The sequence below is a fragment of the Hyphomonas sp. genome (genome assembly GCF_022844445.1).
Taxonomy (GTDB): Bacteria; Pseudomonadota; Alphaproteobacteria; order Caulobacterales; family Hyphomonadaceae; genus Hyphomonas.
On the sequence record NZ_JALHLS010000002.1, the window covers coordinates 148,298 to 166,256 of the forward strand.

Genomic DNA, 17,959 nt, shown 5'->3' on the forward strand with positions numbered 1-17,959 from the left:
GCAATGCAGAAACGCAGCAAAGTAAGAATGCTCATTCGATGCCGCTTACGATTTGGCGTTTGGCCCAAGGGTCGCTAAATCAGGACGATATTGACGGCCCATATTCTGCCTGGCCCACCAAACTTTACGTCGTAACGCACTGCTCTGCCCGCACACATATCGTTCCATAAAGATTCGGAGACAGAGTTGCGGTTTACGTACGATTCTAAACCTTGAGTGTCTTTCAAAAAACCGAAGTGACTTGTTCGGCCCTGCGGCTTGAGTTCTCCAGTTCGATCGGTCAGATCGCCCGAGTCTGGCTTGAGCTGAGCGGATTCCGTCGAAGCGTAAGGTGTCAGATCCTGTACCAACTTCATTGTGCCATCAAGCAACGTGCGCTCGTTGAACGCGGGTTGATTTCCCAGGGCTCGCAGAACGGGTAGAACCTTCCACACGTGCTCAACCATTGTGCTGTCAACGACCTCTGGCCTAATTGCGACCAAGAAGTCCTGCAGTTTTCGAATAGAATCTAGGCAACCTCTGAAATCGCCTCGATTTAGCTGATACTCGGCTTGCCGTACAAAAAGCTGTGCTTGCAGGTCGTTGACAATTACCTCATCGCGGAAAGTTTTGAAACCGAGTTTCCAAACGCTGTCGATATGTTGCTGCGCCCGTTCAAAATCATAGAGAAAAAAATTGGCTCGCGCAGCTTCCCGAAGAACAGTTGTTTCAAGCGGGTCAATAGCGAGCGCTGCATCAAACTCATCGCGGGCTCTTGAAAAGTCCGTATACCCTCGCATGAGGAAGCCGCCAAAGAAGAAGTGAAGTTGAGGTTCTTTTTTTGCAAATTCGAACGCGGATTCATAAGAGTTCAAAGTGCTAGGAATGTCTCCCATTCGATAGAATACGAACGCCGCTGTGCGGTAGACTTCGAAATAGTCGGGAGAGATGATCTTCAGATCACTAATAATCCTTAATGCATCATCAAAGCGAGATTTGGCTGCTAAATTCATTGCATGACGAAGTCGTCGCGCCGATAGAGATTCTGATGGTGTTCGGACAACGAATGATCTCGGATCATAGCGGTTTGTGCGGCCAGCTCCACGTTCGACTTGATATGCACTTATTGCATTTCGATACCGCTCTAGAATTTGGTCCGCATTGTTGGATTTCAGTCGCAGCACACGAGAAACATACGATCGAGCAAACGGTTTTAGTCGATATTGTTGTTCGTGCTCTGTTGATATATTCCTCTCCAGAAGTCCGAAGCGCAGCAGCTCGGCCAATCCCTCTTCGATGATTTTGGGCTCAAGTGCTGCAATATGTTGCAAAAAGCTTGCTGAGAGTGCCTGTGGCACTGCGGCGAAAACGGAGACCACAGCTCTTGCAGTCGCACTTAGGCGTTCGACAACGTTCTCCAAGCAGTACTTCAGCGCAATCTGCGGATCGCTAGTTATCTGGTTCGGATGCAGGCCCGTTGAAACACCTATGGCGAACCATTTGATAAGAAGGGGCTTGTGGGCGAGCCGACCTAGATGACGTCGGAGAGTATCATCAGACTCTTTGCGCAACGCTGCGATGTCATAGGCCTCTATAAGGCGTCGAAGGTAGGGCAGAGATTCGGCTTCGGAGAACGGGGGTACACGAACGGCAAGATCACTTCCCAGGGGCACTCTCGATGTGAACACAAGTTTGCTTTCGCCGGGCACGTCAGACGCAAACTCAACAATAGCTTCGTCTAGGACCGTTTCGAGATTGTCGATAACCAACAAAATCTTATTCTCTGAAAGCAAGCGACGCACTCTTTGAATAGGTTCATCATCACCAGGTTCAAAAGTTTTTGCGATGTCTTCGAAAATCCCCATTGAAGTGGTGATAGCTCCTTCAATTCGAGCAATCTCTTTGGCAGTGAGATGGTTGGTTTTTGCCGAAACCCAAACAAACGCGTCGAAATCATGTTCGTTTGTGTGCAGTAGCCCGTAGAGAGTCTGCAGAGTCAAAGCGGTTTTGCCATCGCCCCCATCGCCAAGCACTGTGACAACAGGATGACGTCCGAGGATCTTCTTTTTTAAATCGGATTCTAGCGCTTTTCTTGGCTGAAAACCCGTGTCGTCGTAGTCGGGAACAGGTAAGTTGTTGAGTACTTCGCCTGAAATGGGCTCGTCCCATAGACTTATTGTCAACGACAACAACGCATCCGGATCCTGTCCATATTTCTTGTACGTAGCCTGCAATGTGGGCCAGAAACTTGGAGATGCCAGAAAGTCCTGTGCAATCGAAAATCCAAGAGAAAACTCCTCTGTTGTCAGAGGGCGTCCGTGCATAGTCGAGTTCCTGATTGGAAGCGCCTTCTCAAAAGCGGCCCGACGTTGGATGAAGTAATCTGCCGTGGTTCTGCTCAGCCTGTCTTTATGTCTGAGGAGGATGTAAAATTTATCGCCTAGGTCGAGGCCATTTAAGAGATCAGTGTCCTCGCCTGAAATGTCTTCGCCTCGGGCAGCCAAGCGAGCTTTAGCTTTTTCTCGCTCTTGCGCACTCAGCACGTTAGTGAAATCTACTCCGGACATATCTCTGATATGCTTGATTAGGTCGCGTTCGATAGCATCGAAGAAAATAAACAACGCAACGCGTTGATAGCTAGCCATGTAATTTCTCCCGTGTCGGATCGACGGCAAAACCCTCGAATCGCGCAACTAAAAGTATATTACAAGTTTCGGTTGCGAATGCTTGGGCTAAGTGCCGCGGCGTTGTTGTCAAGACTGGCCGCGTTGGGCTTCTTAGGTGTGCCCTGCTTTGTTGCGGATGGTGTGCGTCAGCGCAGCTTCGACGACGTCCCCGGATCTAGCGGTTTGGATCGAGCCAGCAGGTGCTGCTCAGTTTAGACCGCTAAAGCGAATGCATCAGCGGGTGTTTTCATGCCGCGGGCTTGATGAGGCGGCAAACATCCAATTTTTGAGCGGCCGGATTGCTGGACTTCACGCGGCAAGTTTCAGTTTCAAGGCAGGAGTGATGCCGCCGATGCTCATGTTCGGGCGCTGATTGTTGTAAGTCCATGATCACCGGGTGGCGTGGTGATGTGCCTCCACTAAAACGTTGCGAGATACGAACTCCAAGCATCCATCAGTACCCGGCGCTTCTCCAAGTAGTTTGTCCGTCGGTAAGCAGCCTCGACCTTGTTCCTTATCGTGTGCGCCAGCGCGGCCTCGACAACGTCGCCAGGTGTGGATGTCTGCTCGGCTGCCCAGTCCCGGAACGTTGATCGGAATCCGTGCACTGTGATTTGCGCTTGCCCCATATCCCGAATGACTTTCGTCAGCGTCATGTCAGACAGCGGCTTTCCGGGCTTGCCCGGGAAGATGAAGGAACCCTTGCTCCGCCCTCGGAACGGCTCTGCGGCCCGCAGGATTTCCAACGCAGCTTCCGAGAGCGGGACCACGTGTTCTTTGCCCGCCTTCATGCGCACCGCTGGAATTGTCCAGGTCTGCTGCTTGAGGTCGATCTCGGCCCAGGTAGCGCCCCGCACTTCGCCGGAACGGCAGGCTGTCAGGATAGCAAAGCGCAGCGCTAGGCGACCGAGCGAAACAGTCGTTTCAAGCTCTGCCATAAGCGCCGGCAATTCCTCATAGGGCAGGGCGGCGAAGTGATTGTCACGCATCGGCTGGCGCGGCAGGTGAGGCGCAAATGTGGACGGGCGGCGCCCAATCGGAGTAGCGTCTCGCAAAGGTGGGAGGTTCGCGTTGGCCCTCAAGATACGAAACAGAATATGGACAAGGCTTGCATCGGCCAGCCTGCTCGCGGCCGCGGTGATTGCGGGATGCGTCTTTCTGGTCCGAACAGCGCCCGACATCGAGGCGCACCTGTCGCGTCCGGAAGGGCAGGCGGGTTTCGCCGGGGCCTTGTCGCCGGATGGCCAGTTCACCGCCGTTATCCGCGATGACGGCGCCGCCGAAGTGCGCCGCGCGGACGGCGAGTTCGTCGGTCTCGTCCGGGGGCATGCAGCGCCGCTTGTGGACGTCCAGTTCACGCCGGATGGAAAAGCGGTGCGCACGATCGATGTGGAAGGCGGGCTTCGCCTGACACCCGTTTCTGCGCTGGGCCTGCGCGATGCAGCCCTCGCGCCGGAGCCCGCGCTGCGCGAATGGGCGGCGACAAGGCTCTGGCGGCCAGGCGGCGCGCAACTGGTCTCTGCCGCCGCGCGTGCCGAATGGTCACTGAACCCGGCCTCGCTTGCCCGCCAGTTGGACGCGCCTTCCGTCCGCGCGCCCATCCTTCCGAAAGGCGTTCGCCCACAACCAGGCACCATGTTCCGGGACTGCCAGGACTGCCCGGATATGGTTGTTGTCCCGTCCGGCAAGTTCACGATGGGGTCGCCTGCAAGCGAAGAGGGCCGCAACGACGACGAGGGCCCACAAAGGCAAGTCGACATCGCCGCGCCGCTGGCGGTCGGCCGTTTTGAAGTCACGCTTGAGCAGTTCCGTCAGTTCACCCGTGCAACCGGCCATTCAGCCGGCGGCAATTGTTTCGCTGACCCCCTCGGGAACAGCGAATGGGGGGGGACTCCTGAGGCCAACTGGACATCGCCAGCGTTTCCTCAGTCGCTCAACGATCCCGTCGTCTGCATAAATTGGGAAGATGCCAGGTCCTACATGGCCTGGCTCAGCGGCGAGACTGGTCATAGCTACCGACTGCTAACCGAAGCCGAATGGGAATATGCGGCGCGGGCGGGGACGACGACAGCCTATTCATTTGGAACCGATGCCGATCGCGGCTGCGGGCATATGAACGGCGCCGATGCGAGGGCAAGAAAATCGTACCCGGACTGGACCACATCGGGCTGCGATGACGGCTATCTGAATACCGCGCCGGCAGGCAGTTTTGCGGCGAACGCTTTCGGGCTGTACGATATGCACGGCAATGTCGCGGAATGGGTCGAGGATTGTGACGGCGATTATTCGGGCGCCCCCCCGGAGGGCGGCGCCCCAACCGGAGAGTGCTCTGCCCGCGTGATCCGCGGCGGCTCGTGGGGCGACGCACCGCAGTACCTGCGGTCCGCCATCCGCTACAGGTCCGATCCCGGCAACCGGGTCAGCAGTCTGGGGTTCCGGGTTGCGAGGACGCTTCCGCCTTAAGGCGGAAGCTTACCTGTTCTCCTGTATACAGGTTTACCTATGAGGAAATCCGGACAGGTGCCTGTCTGGAACGGCTTGGCCTCCTGCCCCTCTTTACCCGCGGAGCGGGTTTGCGTTGTTTTTGCAGCGCCATCCCGGCGCAGCCTGCAAATCTCTGCTTGGCGTCCCGGCGCCTCAAAGTTAACGTTCCGGTAATCAGGGAGGGACGTGCCAGCGATGACCGCCAGTATCCGGTCGAAGCCGTTCGTATTCGTCAGTCATGCCAAGCATGACAAGGCGCACACGCCCTTGCTGGCGTCGGTTGTCACCGCGCTGATCGAAAAAGGCTTGAAGATCTGGCTCGACGATCCGCGCGCCCTCGGCTTCTCAGATGCCGACATTGCGACCCACTTTCACGATCTGCGCGGCGACGGGCGCTGGGAAGACCAGATCGATGATGCACTCGAAGACGCCGCCTGTATCCTCGTCTGCGTCAGCCGGAAGTTCTGCGAGCGCTATGAGTTGGACACCTACAAGAAAGAGGGAGTCATCTGGCGGGAGGTCTCACAGGCGCTCACGGCGCGCAAAGCCGTGGTCTGCCGGATCGACGATGTCGCCTTTACCGCGATTCCGGTGCGGATCGGAGAAGCTCAGATCATCGATCTGCAGGCTGACCCGGGACGGCGTCAGGCCCTGCTTGAGGATGTGGGTAGGGTAATGGAGCGCACCCTGCAGCGCCGGCTCGCCTCGCTCGGCGAGGCCCCGGCCCGGGACCCCTTCCTACCTTTCCTCGCCAATCGCCAGTCGCAGGAGCAGAAAGCCGAAATCCGGCTCCGGGAAACCCTCGGCCAGTCTGTCCGTGCCCTGATCGCCAAGGCGCCCCGTAATGAATGCCCGGACCAGTTCATGGACCGCCTGCGGCGCCATACCAGTGCGCGCGTTCTCGGTGAGGGGCGGTGCTGCGAAGTGCTGAAGGTTGACTGGCCCCGGGTCGACCGCGCGGAAGAGTTTGACAGCTGGTATGAGAACAGCCTGCGTAGCGCCTTGAAGCTGCCAGACAAGGACGTAGGCGCTGTCCTGCGGCGCGCGCGTCAGGCGCCCTTACTGGTCCAGTCGGTGATGGATTTTGATGACTGGCATAAAGGCAGTGCCCGGATTGTGCAGGCCTGGGTCGAATATTGGAGCCGCCTGAGCACGGCAGGCTCAGGCGCGCCGCTGCTGCCGGTCCTGATGGTCGTCACCGAGGCAGCGCCGCCCGGCTGGAAACCCGTGCCCGCCTTGCGCAACCAGCGCGGGGTCTCGACCCGGCAGGCCTGGAAGGACCTTGGCAAACTCGCGAAGGCCCAGACCAAGCGCCCGGCCGCCAGCGGGTTCGGTGTCGAACTGCTCGAAATTCTCGGCCCGCTCTACCGCAAGGACGCCGATGACTGGCGCCGCAAGCACATCGAGGACACCTCCAGCCCGCTTTATCTGGACCTTGGCCGCCAGTTCGAAACGTTCTTTGCCGGCAAGGCGCGCAAGACCGGCATCAGCATGGAAGACTGGAATAACCGGCTGCTTCCCGTGCTCGCTAAGGACACGACTTCGTTGAGGATCAATCCCAGATGAGCACTCCGCCGCCCTATCCATGGTTCAGGCGCGGCCTTGCCGATGGCCCGGCGCCGCAAGCAGAGGCGATCCCGCTGGTCGACCGCGCGCGCAGCGAGGATCCTGCCCTTTACTTGCCGGACCCCGATCTCAGCCACGCCGTCAACGTCGCGCTCGTGCTCGGCATGCCGCTGCTGCTCACCGGCGAGCCCGGCACCGGCAAGACCCGCCTCGCCGACGCACTGGCAAATGATCTCGCCTGTCCGCTGCACCGGTTCGACACCAAGTCCACCAGCGCGGCGCGCGACCTCTTTTATACCTATGACGCCCTGACAGCGTTCAAGGCGAGGGACGCGGCCGACCCCCGCCTGTTCATCCGTTACCAGGCCCTCGGCCGCGCGATCCTTGAAGCCTTCCCGAAGGACTCGGCCGCGATTCAGCCGCTCCTGCCGCCTGACGGGCAGGGCAGCTTCACCCATCCCGGCGCCCCGCGGCGGGCGGTGGTCCTGATCGATGAGATCGACAAGGCGCCGCGCGACTTCCCGAACGACCTTCTCACCGAGATCGATCGTCTCGCGTTCCGTGTCCCCGAACTGCAGAATGCCGGCACGCCCGGCAGCGAGGCGGGCGAAGCAGGCGTGCCGAACGCCTTCCGGCCAATCGTCATCCTGACCTCGAACTCGGAGAAGGGTCTGCCCGATCCGTTCCTGCGTCGCTGCGTCTATTATGATATTCCGTTCCCGGACAAGGCCCGCATGGGCGAGATCGTGGCCCGGCGCCTTACCGGTATCGAGCAGGGCTCGCCGCTGCTCACTGATGCGCTAGACCTGTTTTACGACCTGCGCCATGCCAATGGCCACACGCGCCTCGTCAAGGAGCCCTCGACGGCCGAACTGATCAACTGGATCCAGTTGCTCGTGCAACGCGGCGCAAAACCCGGCCAGACACTGCGCGGGCAGCCAGCGCTCGTGCGCGAAACCCTCTCGTCGCTCGTCAAGAACAAGTCGGACCGGCGAGACGCGCTCGCCCACGCCGAGAAATGGGTCTCCGGCCAGGCCTCCGGCCGGCCAGACTGAGACGCCGCTCATATGGCCGACGGCGGAGAGGACACGCGCGAACCGGATACGTCCCCAGGACTCGGGGACCTGCTGGACGTGTTCCTCGCGCAGCTTCAGGAAGACGGGCTGACCATCGGCGCCCGGGAACGCGTTGCGGCGCATGCCGTGACTGCTCGCTGGTTGCAGGACAGGCAGGGCGCGGCCTCGGAGCTGGCCGCTGATGTAGATTCCACGCGCCTGCTGCGCGAACTTGGGCCATTGCTGGCACCCATACTCGCGCGCAGCCGGGAAGAGCGCGAGCGGTTCTTCGCGATCCTTGGCCGCCTCTCGCCCGAGGCGGCGCTGCAACGGGGTGACGGAAGCGCCGAGCACAAGCGCTCGGAAGAGAAGGGGCCTGCCTGGCGCTTGACCCTGCAGGTCTGGATATGCCTTCTGGGCGCGGTGCTGCTCGCCGGCCTGATCTGGGCGGGCGCAGTGCGGCCTTGGAAGCCTGCGGACCAGCCTGCGGCCGCAGAACCTGTAGCGCTTGATCGAGTGGCCGGGGGGGGCTCCCGCATTGAACGCATGGCTCCGGACATCGTCGAGGAAGACGCGCCCATCCTTCAGACTGCGGACCGTTGGCTTGCGCGCGTACTGGCTGCAGCAGAGCAACATGACTTCGCCCCGACACTGGAAGAGGTCGCCGCCTCGGTCATGCTTGATCCAGAACATGGACGGGCGAACTTCGTCGAGCGGACCTCTGCGCCCACGGTCATTAATGCGGTGTCTGTCCTCTCCGCCGGGTTCTCACCGGACGGCGCGTCGATCGTCACAGCGTCCGAGGACAACACCGCGCGTGTCTGGCGCGCGGGGACGGACGGGGCCTGGACCCCAACCGTCCTCAAAGGGCATGGGAGCTATGTCACCTCCGCCGCATTCTCCCCGGACGGCGCGTCGATCGTCACCGCGTCGGGTGACAACACCGCACGTGTCTGGCGCGCCGGGGCGGACGGGGCCTGGACCAGCACCGTCCTCAAAGGGCATTGGGAGGAGGTCACCTCCGCCGCATTCTCACCGGACGGCGCGTCGATCGTCACCGCGTCCTGGGACAGCACCGCGCGTGTCTGGCGCGCCGGGGCGGACGGGGCGTGGACCAGCACCGTCCTCAACGGGCCTGAGAACGAGGTCCGCTCCGCCACATTCTCACCGGACGGCGCGTCGATTGTCATTACGTCTCAGGAAAACAACGCGCGTGTCTGGCGCGCGAGGGAGGACGGGACCTGGACCAGCGCTGTCCTCGAAGGGCACGGAGGCTGGGTTAACACCGCCGGGTTCTCACCGGACGGCGCGTCGATCGTCACCGCGTCTTATGACGGCACCGCGCGGGTCTGGCGCGTGGGGGCGGACGGGGCCTGGAGCAGCACCGTGCTCGAAGGGCATGGGGGGCCTGTCTTCTCCGCCACGTTCTCACCGGACGGCGAGTCAATCATCACCGCGTCTGAGGACATGACTACGCGAGTCTGGCGTGCGGGGGCCGACGGGGCCTGGACCAGTACAATCCTCGACGGGCATGTAGGCCCGGTCCGCTCCGCTGCGTTCTCCCCGGACGGCGCGTCGATCGTCACCGCGTCTGATGACGGCACCGCGCGGGTCTGGCGCGCGGGGGCGGACGGGACCTGGACCAGCACCGTCCTCAAAGGGCATCGGAGGGAGGTCACATCCGCGGCGTTCTCGCCTGACGGCGCGTCGATCGTCACCGACTCTAACGACCTCACCGCGCGTGTCTGGCGCGCCGGGGCGGACGGGGCCTGGACCAGCGCCCTCTTCACCACGGCATGGACATCCCAGCGGATGGCAGCTCGTTTGAACGAGCTCAGCGGTTTGCCCGTCGGCGTGCCACTCGACCTGTTCCGGCCCGGCAGCGAGGAAACGTCCGGCTGGGCAAGGCTGGCGCTGGCGCTCGCCCGGATCGAAGCGCCTGCGGAGGCGCCGCCGATTGCAGAACTCGATACAGCAGCCAGCCGCGCCTTTGAAACGGCCAGCGTTGATGGCGCGCCCGCCCTGATCGCGCCCTTGACGGCCATCGCCGCTGAAGAGGCTCCGCCGGCGGACATTGGCCTGCTGGTGGACCGCCTGAACGCAGAGCCTGCGATCGATGGCGCGTCCGCCGGCGCCGTCAACCGCGCGCTGGCGATCCTCGGCGATGAGCGATTGCCGGCGCCCGAGCAGGTATGGAAATCCCCGCCGCCGCATCCCGCCTCTTCGGTTGCGCCAGCCTGGCTGCGCTGGCTCGCCGCCGCTGTTCCGCTGGGCTTTCTGTTCTGGTTCTTCACAAAATATGCCCTGCGGCGGCCATTCCTCCGGCGGCGCCAGCCGCGAGTGCCGCCGCTGCATACAGATCTCGTCAGCGATGCCGGGCGCCGGGTTGCGTTTGACGCGGGCCTCTTCCAGCGCGCCGGCCAGCGGCTGCTGAGCCGCACCCCGCAGGCCTCCTCAGCGCTCGACATCAGGGAAACCCTGTCGGCCACCCTGCGCGAAGGCGGCGTGTTCATCACCCCGGTCTATGCCAGCACACGCGCCCGCCCGGAATATCTAATCCTGATCGAACGCGCCTCCGCGTCGGACCACGAAGCCCTTCGGCTGCGCCAGTTGATCGAGCGCCTGAAGGGCCTCGTCGATTATGACATCTGGTACTTCCAGACCGAGCCCGGCGAACTCGAAAGTGACGACCGCGCGCGCCGCATCACGATCGAACAGGCCCAGACGCGGTTTCCGGAACACCGCCTGATCATTCTCGGGACGGGGGAGGGGTTCCTCGATCCGGTGAGCTTCGAGCCGCGCCCTGTCGCGCAGAAGCTGCGGTTCTGGCCGCGACGCGCCTTGCTCACCCCGGTCGCTCTCGCCGACTGGAGCCGCGAAGAATATGCGCTCGCCGAAGGCCTCTCGATGCCGATCGGGCGCGCGACGCCGGAAGGCCTTCTCACCCTGTCCGACCTTCTCGGTCTGGACGGCGTTGACAGTGCCGCCCGCCTCAATCCCAAAGGGGACGGGCTCGCGCGGCCGCTGCCGGACATCTTCCGGGGCGGCGGCCAGCGCTTCCTCTACCCGTCGGTGCCGGACGAACTCACGCTGCGCCGTCTCATTCGTGAACTGAGGGGCGGTCTCGATGCTCAGGGTTTCGAATGGCTCGCCGCTATTGGTGTCTATCCGGCCATCCAGTGGGACCTGACCCTCTATCTTGGTGTCGAACTCGCTCGCCTCCCGGGCGGCGACCCAGTGCGCGATCCGCTCTATGACGAAGCTCGCCTTGCGACCCTCTCCCAGCTTCCATGGCTGAAGGCCGGCCAGATGCCGAACTGGCTGCGCCGCGCGCTGATTGCCGAGCTGTCGCCGGTTCGGCGCGAGGAAGTGCGCCAAGTCATCGCCCGTGCCATCGAAGCCGCGCGCCCTCAGGACCGTGCCGAGGAAGAAAAGCTCCGCCTGCGGATCGGGCGCGAGGCGCCGAAGGAAGCGCTCCCGCCGGAACGCCTGTTTGATGATGAGGTGCTCCTCGATTTCCTCATGGGACGAAATGAGGAAGACTTCCCGCTCGCGCGGCTAACGCGGCTCAACCAGATATTTCAGCGCAGTTTCTGGGAACAGTTCGGAGCGCCGGAATGGTTGACAGCTTTGGCAGCTTTAGCCTCCGCTGCAACGGTCTTCGCAGTTACGCCGCACCCCGGTTTAGGTCCGATGGTTACTGGCGCTTTGCTGCCATTGGTTATCCTGGCAGTCAGCGGGCTTGTCGCTACGATCTTTTGGCATCCCGGTGCCTCCATTGTCCGACTGTTCTGGATCGCCGAACGCGCATCCCCTTTGGCACTAGTCGCGATAACGACATCAATGGTCTTCATGGTTGCTGCATGGTTCAGCGAGACATCTGGTTATTCGCGTCTTATGTCATTTGGCAGCATAGGGGCGCTTGTGCCTTATGCATTGCTCTGGGCTACATGCTTCATCGGCGGTCCGTTTGGGCTTCTCCTCTTTCGATGGGCCGGTGAGAGGCTCGGGTTCAATATCTTCGCAGTTCCGCTAGCCCAACCGGGCGGTTGGCAGCAGCTGTTGTTGAGAAGTGCAGGGCTAGCCGTGACCTTTGTTCTTGGCGGTTACCTATTTGGGGATCTGATAGGCTCTCTTTTGAGAGGCCTAACGATAGTCCACGCCTTCGGCCTGTTATTTCTACCATTTCTGATCCTGTCAGTGGTTGGCTGGATTTCCAGCCGGTTCGGACTTGCGTCAGCAAACAAGCACGCTCGCTCTTCTAAAGACGTCCGCGCGTCACTGTTACCGCAACTGGGACGCTTGAGCCTCGTCACTGCGTCAATTTCTACGGCCCTGCTTGTGGCGATGCATTTGAAAACAGCCCATATCCAAAAGGAGCTTAACTTCGCACCAACAGAAGTTGTGTCATCCGTAGACGGAGGACTGATTCTTTCAATCAGTGCGTCCGGAGACCTTGCCGTGTTCACGGCGGATGGCAATCCGATTGGCGCGCCAGTTCGCACAGGCAGCGGCCGGCCAGCGGCTGTCGCAATTGGGGGAACCCCGCAAGCGCCGCGTATTGCTTTCGCCGATGCCAGCGGCCGGGTGTTTATGCGGGAGCCGGGAAGCTCGCTTCAGCCGTTGATCGACCCGGAGACGGGAGGCCAGTTCGTAAGCGTCGCCTCGCCGCCGAAACTCGGCTTCGGACCAGACGGGCGTTTATTCGCTGCGGTCGAGAAAGACGGCGCAACACGCCTGCTCGTCGGTGGCCGGACCGTCAGCCTAGGCGCCGAGTTTGGTCCCCCGGCGGCACTTATTGCGCTAGAGCCAGGACTCGCTGCTGTCGCGACTCTGGACGGCTCGGTGCACTTCGTAAATGCACGCGCTGTGCAGACAGGGCCTACGATCAGGACCGCGTCTCAGCCTCTTGATCCGCCGAGCGCAGCTCGGCAGCTGCTTTCGGGAAATGCTCCGGGCACGTTTCGGATGCTCAGCACAGATGGGCGCCTCTGGACCGTTCGCTACGGCGCCGACGAAGAGCTTCAGATGGAAGACGCTGGCGTCCTTGCAGCCCTTGCACTCGGCCCCCCCGTGCGCAGTGACAAGAGCCGCAGCAAACCGCGCGACTGGCCGAACTTCACCGAGGCGGACCTGCAGTTTTCGTTCCTACCGGCAGGCGAGCTGATTGATGGATCTGGTACGGGCCTTGCCGATACCACCAACTGGGCGCCCGAGATCGCGTTCCCGATCGCGGATCATCCGGCCTGGCTCAACTCGCATATTTATAGTCCGGGCGGCGGCATGAGTGGCGGCGACCAATGTGATGCCCGCAATTTTGCCTATCCTTGGCGCGACACATTTTGCGAGTCCCGGTCAAGCTCGCGTGCTAATACAGCCTGCCCGGACCCCCGGAGCACCAGCATTGTGCGTATACGGGCTGGCACACCCGCGCTCTGCCGTGACATCAGCAGGGCCGCAGCGGCGGACCGCCAGCAAGTCAGCGTCGTTGCCGCCGATGACGGCGTGATTTCCAGCGTCGACGTGTATACCGTTGTGCTTGATGCTGGGACACACGAGTATCGCTACATCCATCTCAACATGGCTGCGCTCGCCATCTCCGAGGGCCAGAGCGTCCGCAAAGGCGACCTCCTCGGTTATCTTTCGAATGATTTTGGCGGCACCCCGACAACACTTGGCATCGGTTTCGAAGTCCGTCTCAAACGTGAGGGCGAGCCTCCGTTGAGCGTCTCGCCTTATATGGCCCTGGTCGAAGCCTACGACCGCAAGCTTGCTGGAATCGCGCGAGACAAAGGTCTTGCGTATGAAAGCGCGGTCGGACAACTGGAAAGCCGCATGGATGAGCAGGCGCTGCCAGTGGAGGCCGGCTCATTCCGAATCGCAATCGCATCAGAGGATCAGCGGGCGCAGGCTGAAGAGATGCAACGGGACTTTTCCCGCAGAGGTATGACTGTCCTCGGCATCGAACTTCGTGCAGCCGAAAGCCCGGCAATTCCCGAAGTCCGCTACTTCGACGCTGCAGATCAGGAAACTGCCAGTTCGATTGCGGCGACGGCAAAGCGCAGAATTGGCATCACGCAGGTAGTGCGCGCGCGCGCGCCCCTCGGCGAGTCGCCGCCTCCCGAACTCTGGTTCGCTCGAAAGACCGGGGATGCTGACGAGCAGAGCCCTGGAGACGTAGTCCGTGACCGGATCGAATTGGCGACCGAAACGCCAGCGGCTGAGATAAACCAAGGCGCTCGTTTTGCTCTTGTTGTTTCGCAGTCCAACTATTCAAAGCTCTCAGATTTCCGCTTATCTGAAAGTGACGCGGATCAAATTCAGCAGGCTTTATCATCTGTTGGCTTTAACGTCATGCGCGTCAACGACGTAACGGGATTTGAACTCAGAGAGTCATTCGATGACTTCTTCTATACCGTCGGTCGTGCTGGACCCGGGTCGATTTCGTTTGTGTATTACACAGGGCATGCGGTTCAGAGCTCTCGGACTGGCGCTTCATACTTGCTTGGAACCGATGCAAATGTTGAGACCGAAATGGATCTCCTCTCTGAGGGCTTAAGCGTCGACGACCTAAAGATTCAGCTTAGTGTAGTAGACTCGGAAGCTGCATTTATGGTGTTTGACGTTAGTACCAGCGATGAAGGCAGCGACACCAGTAGTGCCTTTAGACTTGGGCTGGCGAGACAAATTCCCGAGGCCAACGCGCTCGTCGCGTTATCGTCGTCGCCTGGAACGTATGCAGAAGAAGGTAGATATGCACCTGCGCTGGCGGGGGAGATCGTGAAGGTAGGAGTTACGGCCGAACAAGTGTTCAACAATGTAGGTATTCGAGTGGCAAGGGAAACCGAGAGAAGGCAGATACCGTGGATTAGCTCCAGTCTTTCTTCGAGGGTTTGCTTTGCGGGGTGTGACGAGTGAGCTTTGAAAGCAACAACGATTATTACGCTTCTGTGCTCGGAACTCAACATCCGGCGGCGAACGGTACTGTTAGATCGGTGCAGAAAACTCGCTCCACATTTTCATCAGTACCCGGCGCTTCTCCAAGTAGTTTGTCCGTCGGTAAGCAGCCTCGACCTTGTTCCTTATCGTGTGCGCCAGCGCGGCCTCGACAACGTCGCCAGGTGTGGATGTCTGCTCGGCTGCCCAGTCCCGGAACGTTGATCGGAATCCGTGCACTGTGATTTGCGCTTGCCCCATATCCCGAATGACTTTCGTCAGCGTCATGTCAGACAGCGGCTTTCCGGGCTTGCCCGGGAAGATGAAGGAACCCTTGCTCCGCCCTCGGAACGGCTCTGCGGCCCGCAGGATTTCCAACGCAGCTTCCGAGAGCGGGACCACGTGTTCTTTGCCCGCCTTCATGCGCACCGCTGGAATTGTCCAGGTCTGCTGCTTGAGGTCGATCTCGGCCCAGGTAGCGCCCCGCACTTCGCCGGAACGGCAGGCCGTGAGGATTGCAAAGCGCAGGGCGAGGCGACTGAGGGACACAGTTGATTCAAGCTCAGCCATAAGCGCCGGCAGCTCCTCGTAGGGAAGGGCGGCGAAATGGTTGTCCCGCTTCGGCTGGCGCGGAAGGCCGCGGCTCACCGATCGCATGGGCGCCTCGGCAGAGCGATAGCCTTTTGCATGCGCCCAATCGAGTACCGTGCCGATCCGCTGGCGCACCCGCCTGGCGGTCTCGGGCTTTGAGAGCCAGATCTCGGCAAGCAGGTCCCGGATCTCGGGGCCGTCGATCTCGCTGACGGGCTTTTGCCCGATGTATGGGAAGGCATACTCCTCCAGCGTCGAGAGCCATTGCGCGGCGTGCTTGGCATTGCGCCAGCCTGCTTTGTGTTCGCCATGAACCTGGCGAGCAGCGACTTCGAAGGTGGGGATACCCTCTACTTCGGCCTTGGCGGCGCGCTTGATGGCGACCGGGTCAAGCCCCGACCGGTACTGCCGGCGCAGCTCCTCGGCTTTCTGCCGTGCGTCAGCGAGCGAAACGTCCGACGCTGAGCCCAGTCCGAAGTCCCTGCGCTTGCCGTTCACCTGAATCCTGAGCTGCCACGATTGAGCGCCCGAGGGCCTCACTATCAGCATGAGGCCTCCGCCATCCTGATAGCTTCCGGCTACCTTCGAAGCCTTCACTTTCAAAGCGGTCAATTGGCCCATGATCCGGTTTCCGTCCCCACATTCGTCCCCACACTTTAGTGCGAAACTAAGCGGGCTTCAACGAGTGCGAGCGAAAATCAGCGGAAATAATAGTAATAAAAACAGTGTAAAAAGGAAGTGAGCGAATGCGGGTGAAAGTAAGTTATGCGGACTCCCTCTCCGCCAGCCTAGTCGGGTATTGCTCGCGACAACACGCTGAGCCTGTTGATTTTATTGCACAGATTTGCACCGGCCTGCACGCCCTCGAACTTGAATCGCTGCATTTTTTGCTACACATTTCGCTGCACAAAGTCCGCTAAGTCTGACGGAGCTGTGCATGTCGATTGTGAAGCGCGGGAGCACGTTCCAGCTGCGCCGCCGGGTGCCTCAGAGGTATCGCGGGGTGGAACCGCGCGAGGTGATCTGGATCAGCCTGCATACCGATTCCGAGACCGTGGCGCGCAGCAAGGCGGACCGCGCCTGGGGCAATCTGGTCGAGGCCTGGGAGGCTAGGCTGGCGGGCGACACTGAGGACGCCGAGGCCCGCCATGCGGCCGCCCATGAGCTCGCCCGCATCCGGGGCTTCCGTTATCTGGATGTCGGCCTAGTCGCCCGCCTTCCCGTGGATGAGCTTGTGGCGCGCGTGGAAGCCATCGGCACGCGCCGGACGGCGCCGGATCCGGTGGAGGCGTCTGCTCTGCTCGGCACCGTTCCCGTGCCCTCGCTGACGCTGGAGAAGGCACTGGAACTCTACTGGGGCCTCGCCCGGGAGAAGACGTTCGGCAAGAGCGAGGACCAGCTCCGGCGCTGGAAGAACCCCCGCCTCAAGGCCGTGCGCAACTTCGTGGAGATCGTCGGCAACAAGCCGATCGAGGCAATCACGCGGGACGACATGCTGGACTTTCGCCAGCACTGGCTGGAGCGGATCGAGGCGGGTGAGGTCACGCCCAACTCGGCCAACAAGGACCTCATCCATCTCGGCGATGTGCTGAAGACCGTGAACACGATGAAGCGGCTGGGCCTCACCCTGCCGCTTGGCGAGCTCTCGTTCCGCGAAGGTGAGACGCGGACGCGTCCGCCGTTCAGTCCTGAATGGATCAGGAACCGGCTGCTGGCGCCTGGCGCGCTGTCGGGGCTGAACGATGAGGCGCGCGGCCTCCTGCTCGGCATGGTCAACACCGGCTACCGGCCGTCCGAGGGCGCAGGCCTTACCGCGAAGACGATCCGGCTGGATGCTGCCGTGCCGCATATCGCCATCGAGCCAGAAGGGCGGCAGCTGAAAAGCGCCTATGCAAGGCGCGTGATCCCGCTGACGGGCGTCTCGCTGGAGGCGTTCAAGGCGTTCCCAGACGGGTTCCCGCGCTACCGGGAGAGCAGCGCGGGCCTCAGCGCCACGGTCAACAAATACCTCAAGGCCCATGGCCTGCTGGAAACACCAGCCCACTCGTTCTACTCCCTGCGCCATGCATTCGAGGACCGGATGCTGGCGGCGGGTATCGATGACCGTATCCGGCGCGACCTGTTCGGCCACCGGCTTGACCGCGAACGCTATGGCAAGGGCGCTTCGCTCGATCACGTCGCGCGGCTGGTGCGCGAGATTGCGCTCTGAAAAGGTTCTGGCGTTCATCGCCTCTGCGCAGGAGGCTCGCGCAGAACTGACCGCACAGACGGAGACAGCAAGCGCCGCGCGGCTTGAGGCCGCTCTCCGGCGAGATAGCGGGCAAGGCGTTCCTCCCGGCTGGCAAGCGCCGCTTGCTCTGCTTCCAGCCGTTCGAGCACTGGCCAGTATTCATCACCCGAAGCGTCGATCAGCCGGGCAACGATCCGGATGGCGTTTTCGATACGCTGGGCACTGACGGTTTGCATGGTGCCGAGGATCGCCGAGCGGCCGGCCTGCTGCCAATCGGATCAGGAGCCATTTGCAGCATCAGATGACAACGCTGTGCAAAGTCTGCGTGAGGGTTATGCCTGCGCGGGCCCTCGTCAAGGGCGCGCGGGACGCGCGCCGCGAGAGCGGCCATGCCCTTGACGAGGGACCGCGTAGGCAGAGAGGCTGGCTATGGCCGAATGGCAGAGCCTGCC

Annotated in this window: 9 protein-coding genes; 5 read left to right on the forward strand and 4 right to left on the reverse strand. The window is 61.4% G+C overall.

Annotated features, from left to right (window positions below; all coding sequences use genetic code 11):
- Positions 1 to 74: 74 nt before the first annotated feature.
- Together Q0C17_RS03775 and Q0C17_RS03780 are read right to left on the reverse strand one after the other, a co-directional pair.
- On the reverse strand, positions 75 to 2,624 hold the full coding sequence (locus tag Q0C17_RS03775) for an NB-ARC domain-containing protein (RefSeq protein ID WP_291201533.1): 2,550 nt from the start codon (positions 2,622 to 2,624) through the stop codon (positions 75 to 77).
- 440 nt (positions 2,625 to 3,064) lie between these two features.
- Complete coding sequence (locus tag Q0C17_RS03780) at positions 3,065 to 3,634, reverse strand: site-specific integrase (protein ID WP_291201536.1); 570 nt, start codon at positions 3,632 to 3,634, stop codon at positions 3,065 to 3,067.
- An 82-nt stretch (positions 3,635 to 3,716) separates the two neighbouring features.
- Between Q0C17_RS03780 and Q0C17_RS03785 the strand changes: the two genes are divergently transcribed.
- The 4 genes from Q0C17_RS03785 to Q0C17_RS03800 all read left to right on the forward strand — a co-directional run bounded on the left by Q0C17_RS03785 (position 3,717) and on the right by Q0C17_RS03800 (position 14,668).
- Positions 3,717 to 5,108, forward strand: a complete 1,392-nt coding sequence (locus Q0C17_RS03785) for a formylglycine-generating enzyme family protein (RefSeq protein WP_291201538.1) — start codon at positions 3,717 to 3,719, stop codon at positions 5,106 to 5,108.
- Positions 5,109 to 5,324: 216 nt separating this feature from the next.
- Positions 5,325 to 6,695: a toll/interleukin-1 receptor domain-containing protein gene (locus tag Q0C17_RS03790; protein WP_291201542.1), complete on the forward strand. Its 1,371-nt coding sequence runs from the start codon at positions 5,325 to 5,327 to the stop codon at positions 6,693 to 6,695.
- Positions 6,692 to 7,750, forward strand: a complete 1,059-nt coding sequence (locus Q0C17_RS03795; protein ID WP_291201545.1) for a MoxR family ATPase — start codon at positions 6,692 to 6,694, stop codon at positions 7,748 to 7,750. Before Q0C17_RS03790 ends, Q0C17_RS03795 begins: the two co-directional genes overlap by 4 nt.
- 12 nt (positions 7,751 to 7,762) lie before the next feature.
- Positions 7,763 to 14,668, forward strand: coding sequence for a caspase family protein (locus tag Q0C17_RS03800; protein WP_291201548.1), 6,906 nt, complete (start codon positions 7,763 to 7,765; stop codon positions 14,666 to 14,668).
- Positions 14,669 to 14,737: 69 nt separating this feature from the next.
- Here Q0C17_RS03800 and Q0C17_RS03805 read toward each other — a convergent pair whose 3' ends face one another.
- Complete coding sequence (locus tag Q0C17_RS03805; protein ID WP_291201551.1) at positions 14,738 to 15,898, reverse strand: tyrosine-type recombinase/integrase; 1,161 nt, start codon at positions 15,896 to 15,898, stop codon at positions 14,738 to 14,740.
- A gap of 316 nt (positions 15,899 to 16,214) precedes the next feature.
- On the opposite strand from Q0C17_RS03805, the gene Q0C17_RS03810 reads away from it, so the two are divergent.
- The gene (locus tag Q0C17_RS03810; protein ID WP_291201554.1) at positions 16,215 to 17,486 is read left to right on the forward strand and encodes a DUF6538 domain-containing protein; all 1,272 of its coding nucleotides are present in this window, start codon (positions 16,215 to 16,217) and stop codon (positions 17,484 to 17,486) included.
- 14 nt (positions 17,487 to 17,500) lie between these two features.
- Here the strand turns inward: Q0C17_RS03810 and Q0C17_RS03815 are convergent, their stop codons facing one another.
- A complete protein-coding gene (locus Q0C17_RS03815; protein WP_291201558.1) occupies positions 17,501 to 17,743 on the reverse strand; it encodes a hypothetical protein in 243 nt (80 codons plus the stop codon).
- Positions 17,744 to 17,959 lie beyond the last annotated feature (216 nt).

Excerpts from the sequence above, each read along its gene's own strand:
- Q0C17_RS03805 (WP_291201551.1), bottom strand. The coding sequence starts at position 15,898 with ATGGGCCAATTGACCGCTTTGAAAGTGAAGGCTTCGAAGGTAGCCGGA.
- Q0C17_RS03800 (WP_291201548.1), top strand. The coding sequence starts at position 7,763 with ATGGCCGACGGCGGAGAGGACACGCGCGAACCGGATACGTCCCCAGGA.
- Q0C17_RS03780 (WP_291201536.1), bottom strand. The coding sequence starts at position 3,634 with ATGCGTGACAATCACTTCGCCGCCCTGCCCTATGAGGAATTGCCGGCG.
- Q0C17_RS03815 (WP_291201558.1), bottom strand. The coding sequence starts at position 17,743 with ATGCAAACCGTCAGTGCCCAGCGTATCGAAAACGCCATCCGGATCGTT.
- Q0C17_RS03810 (WP_291201554.1), top strand. The coding sequence starts at position 16,215 with ATGTCGATTGTGAAGCGCGGGAGCACGTTCCAGCTGCGCCGCCGGGTG.
- Q0C17_RS03790 (WP_291201542.1), top strand. The coding sequence starts at position 5,325 with ATGACCGCCAGTATCCGGTCGAAGCCGTTCGTATTCGTCAGTCATGCC.
- Q0C17_RS03795 (WP_291201545.1), top strand. The coding sequence starts at position 6,692 with ATGAGCACTCCGCCGCCCTATCCATGGTTCAGGCGCGGCCTTGCCGAT.
- Q0C17_RS03775 (WP_291201533.1), bottom strand. The coding sequence starts at position 2,624 with ATGGCTAGCTATCAACGCGTTGCGTTGTTTATTTTCTTCGATGCTATC.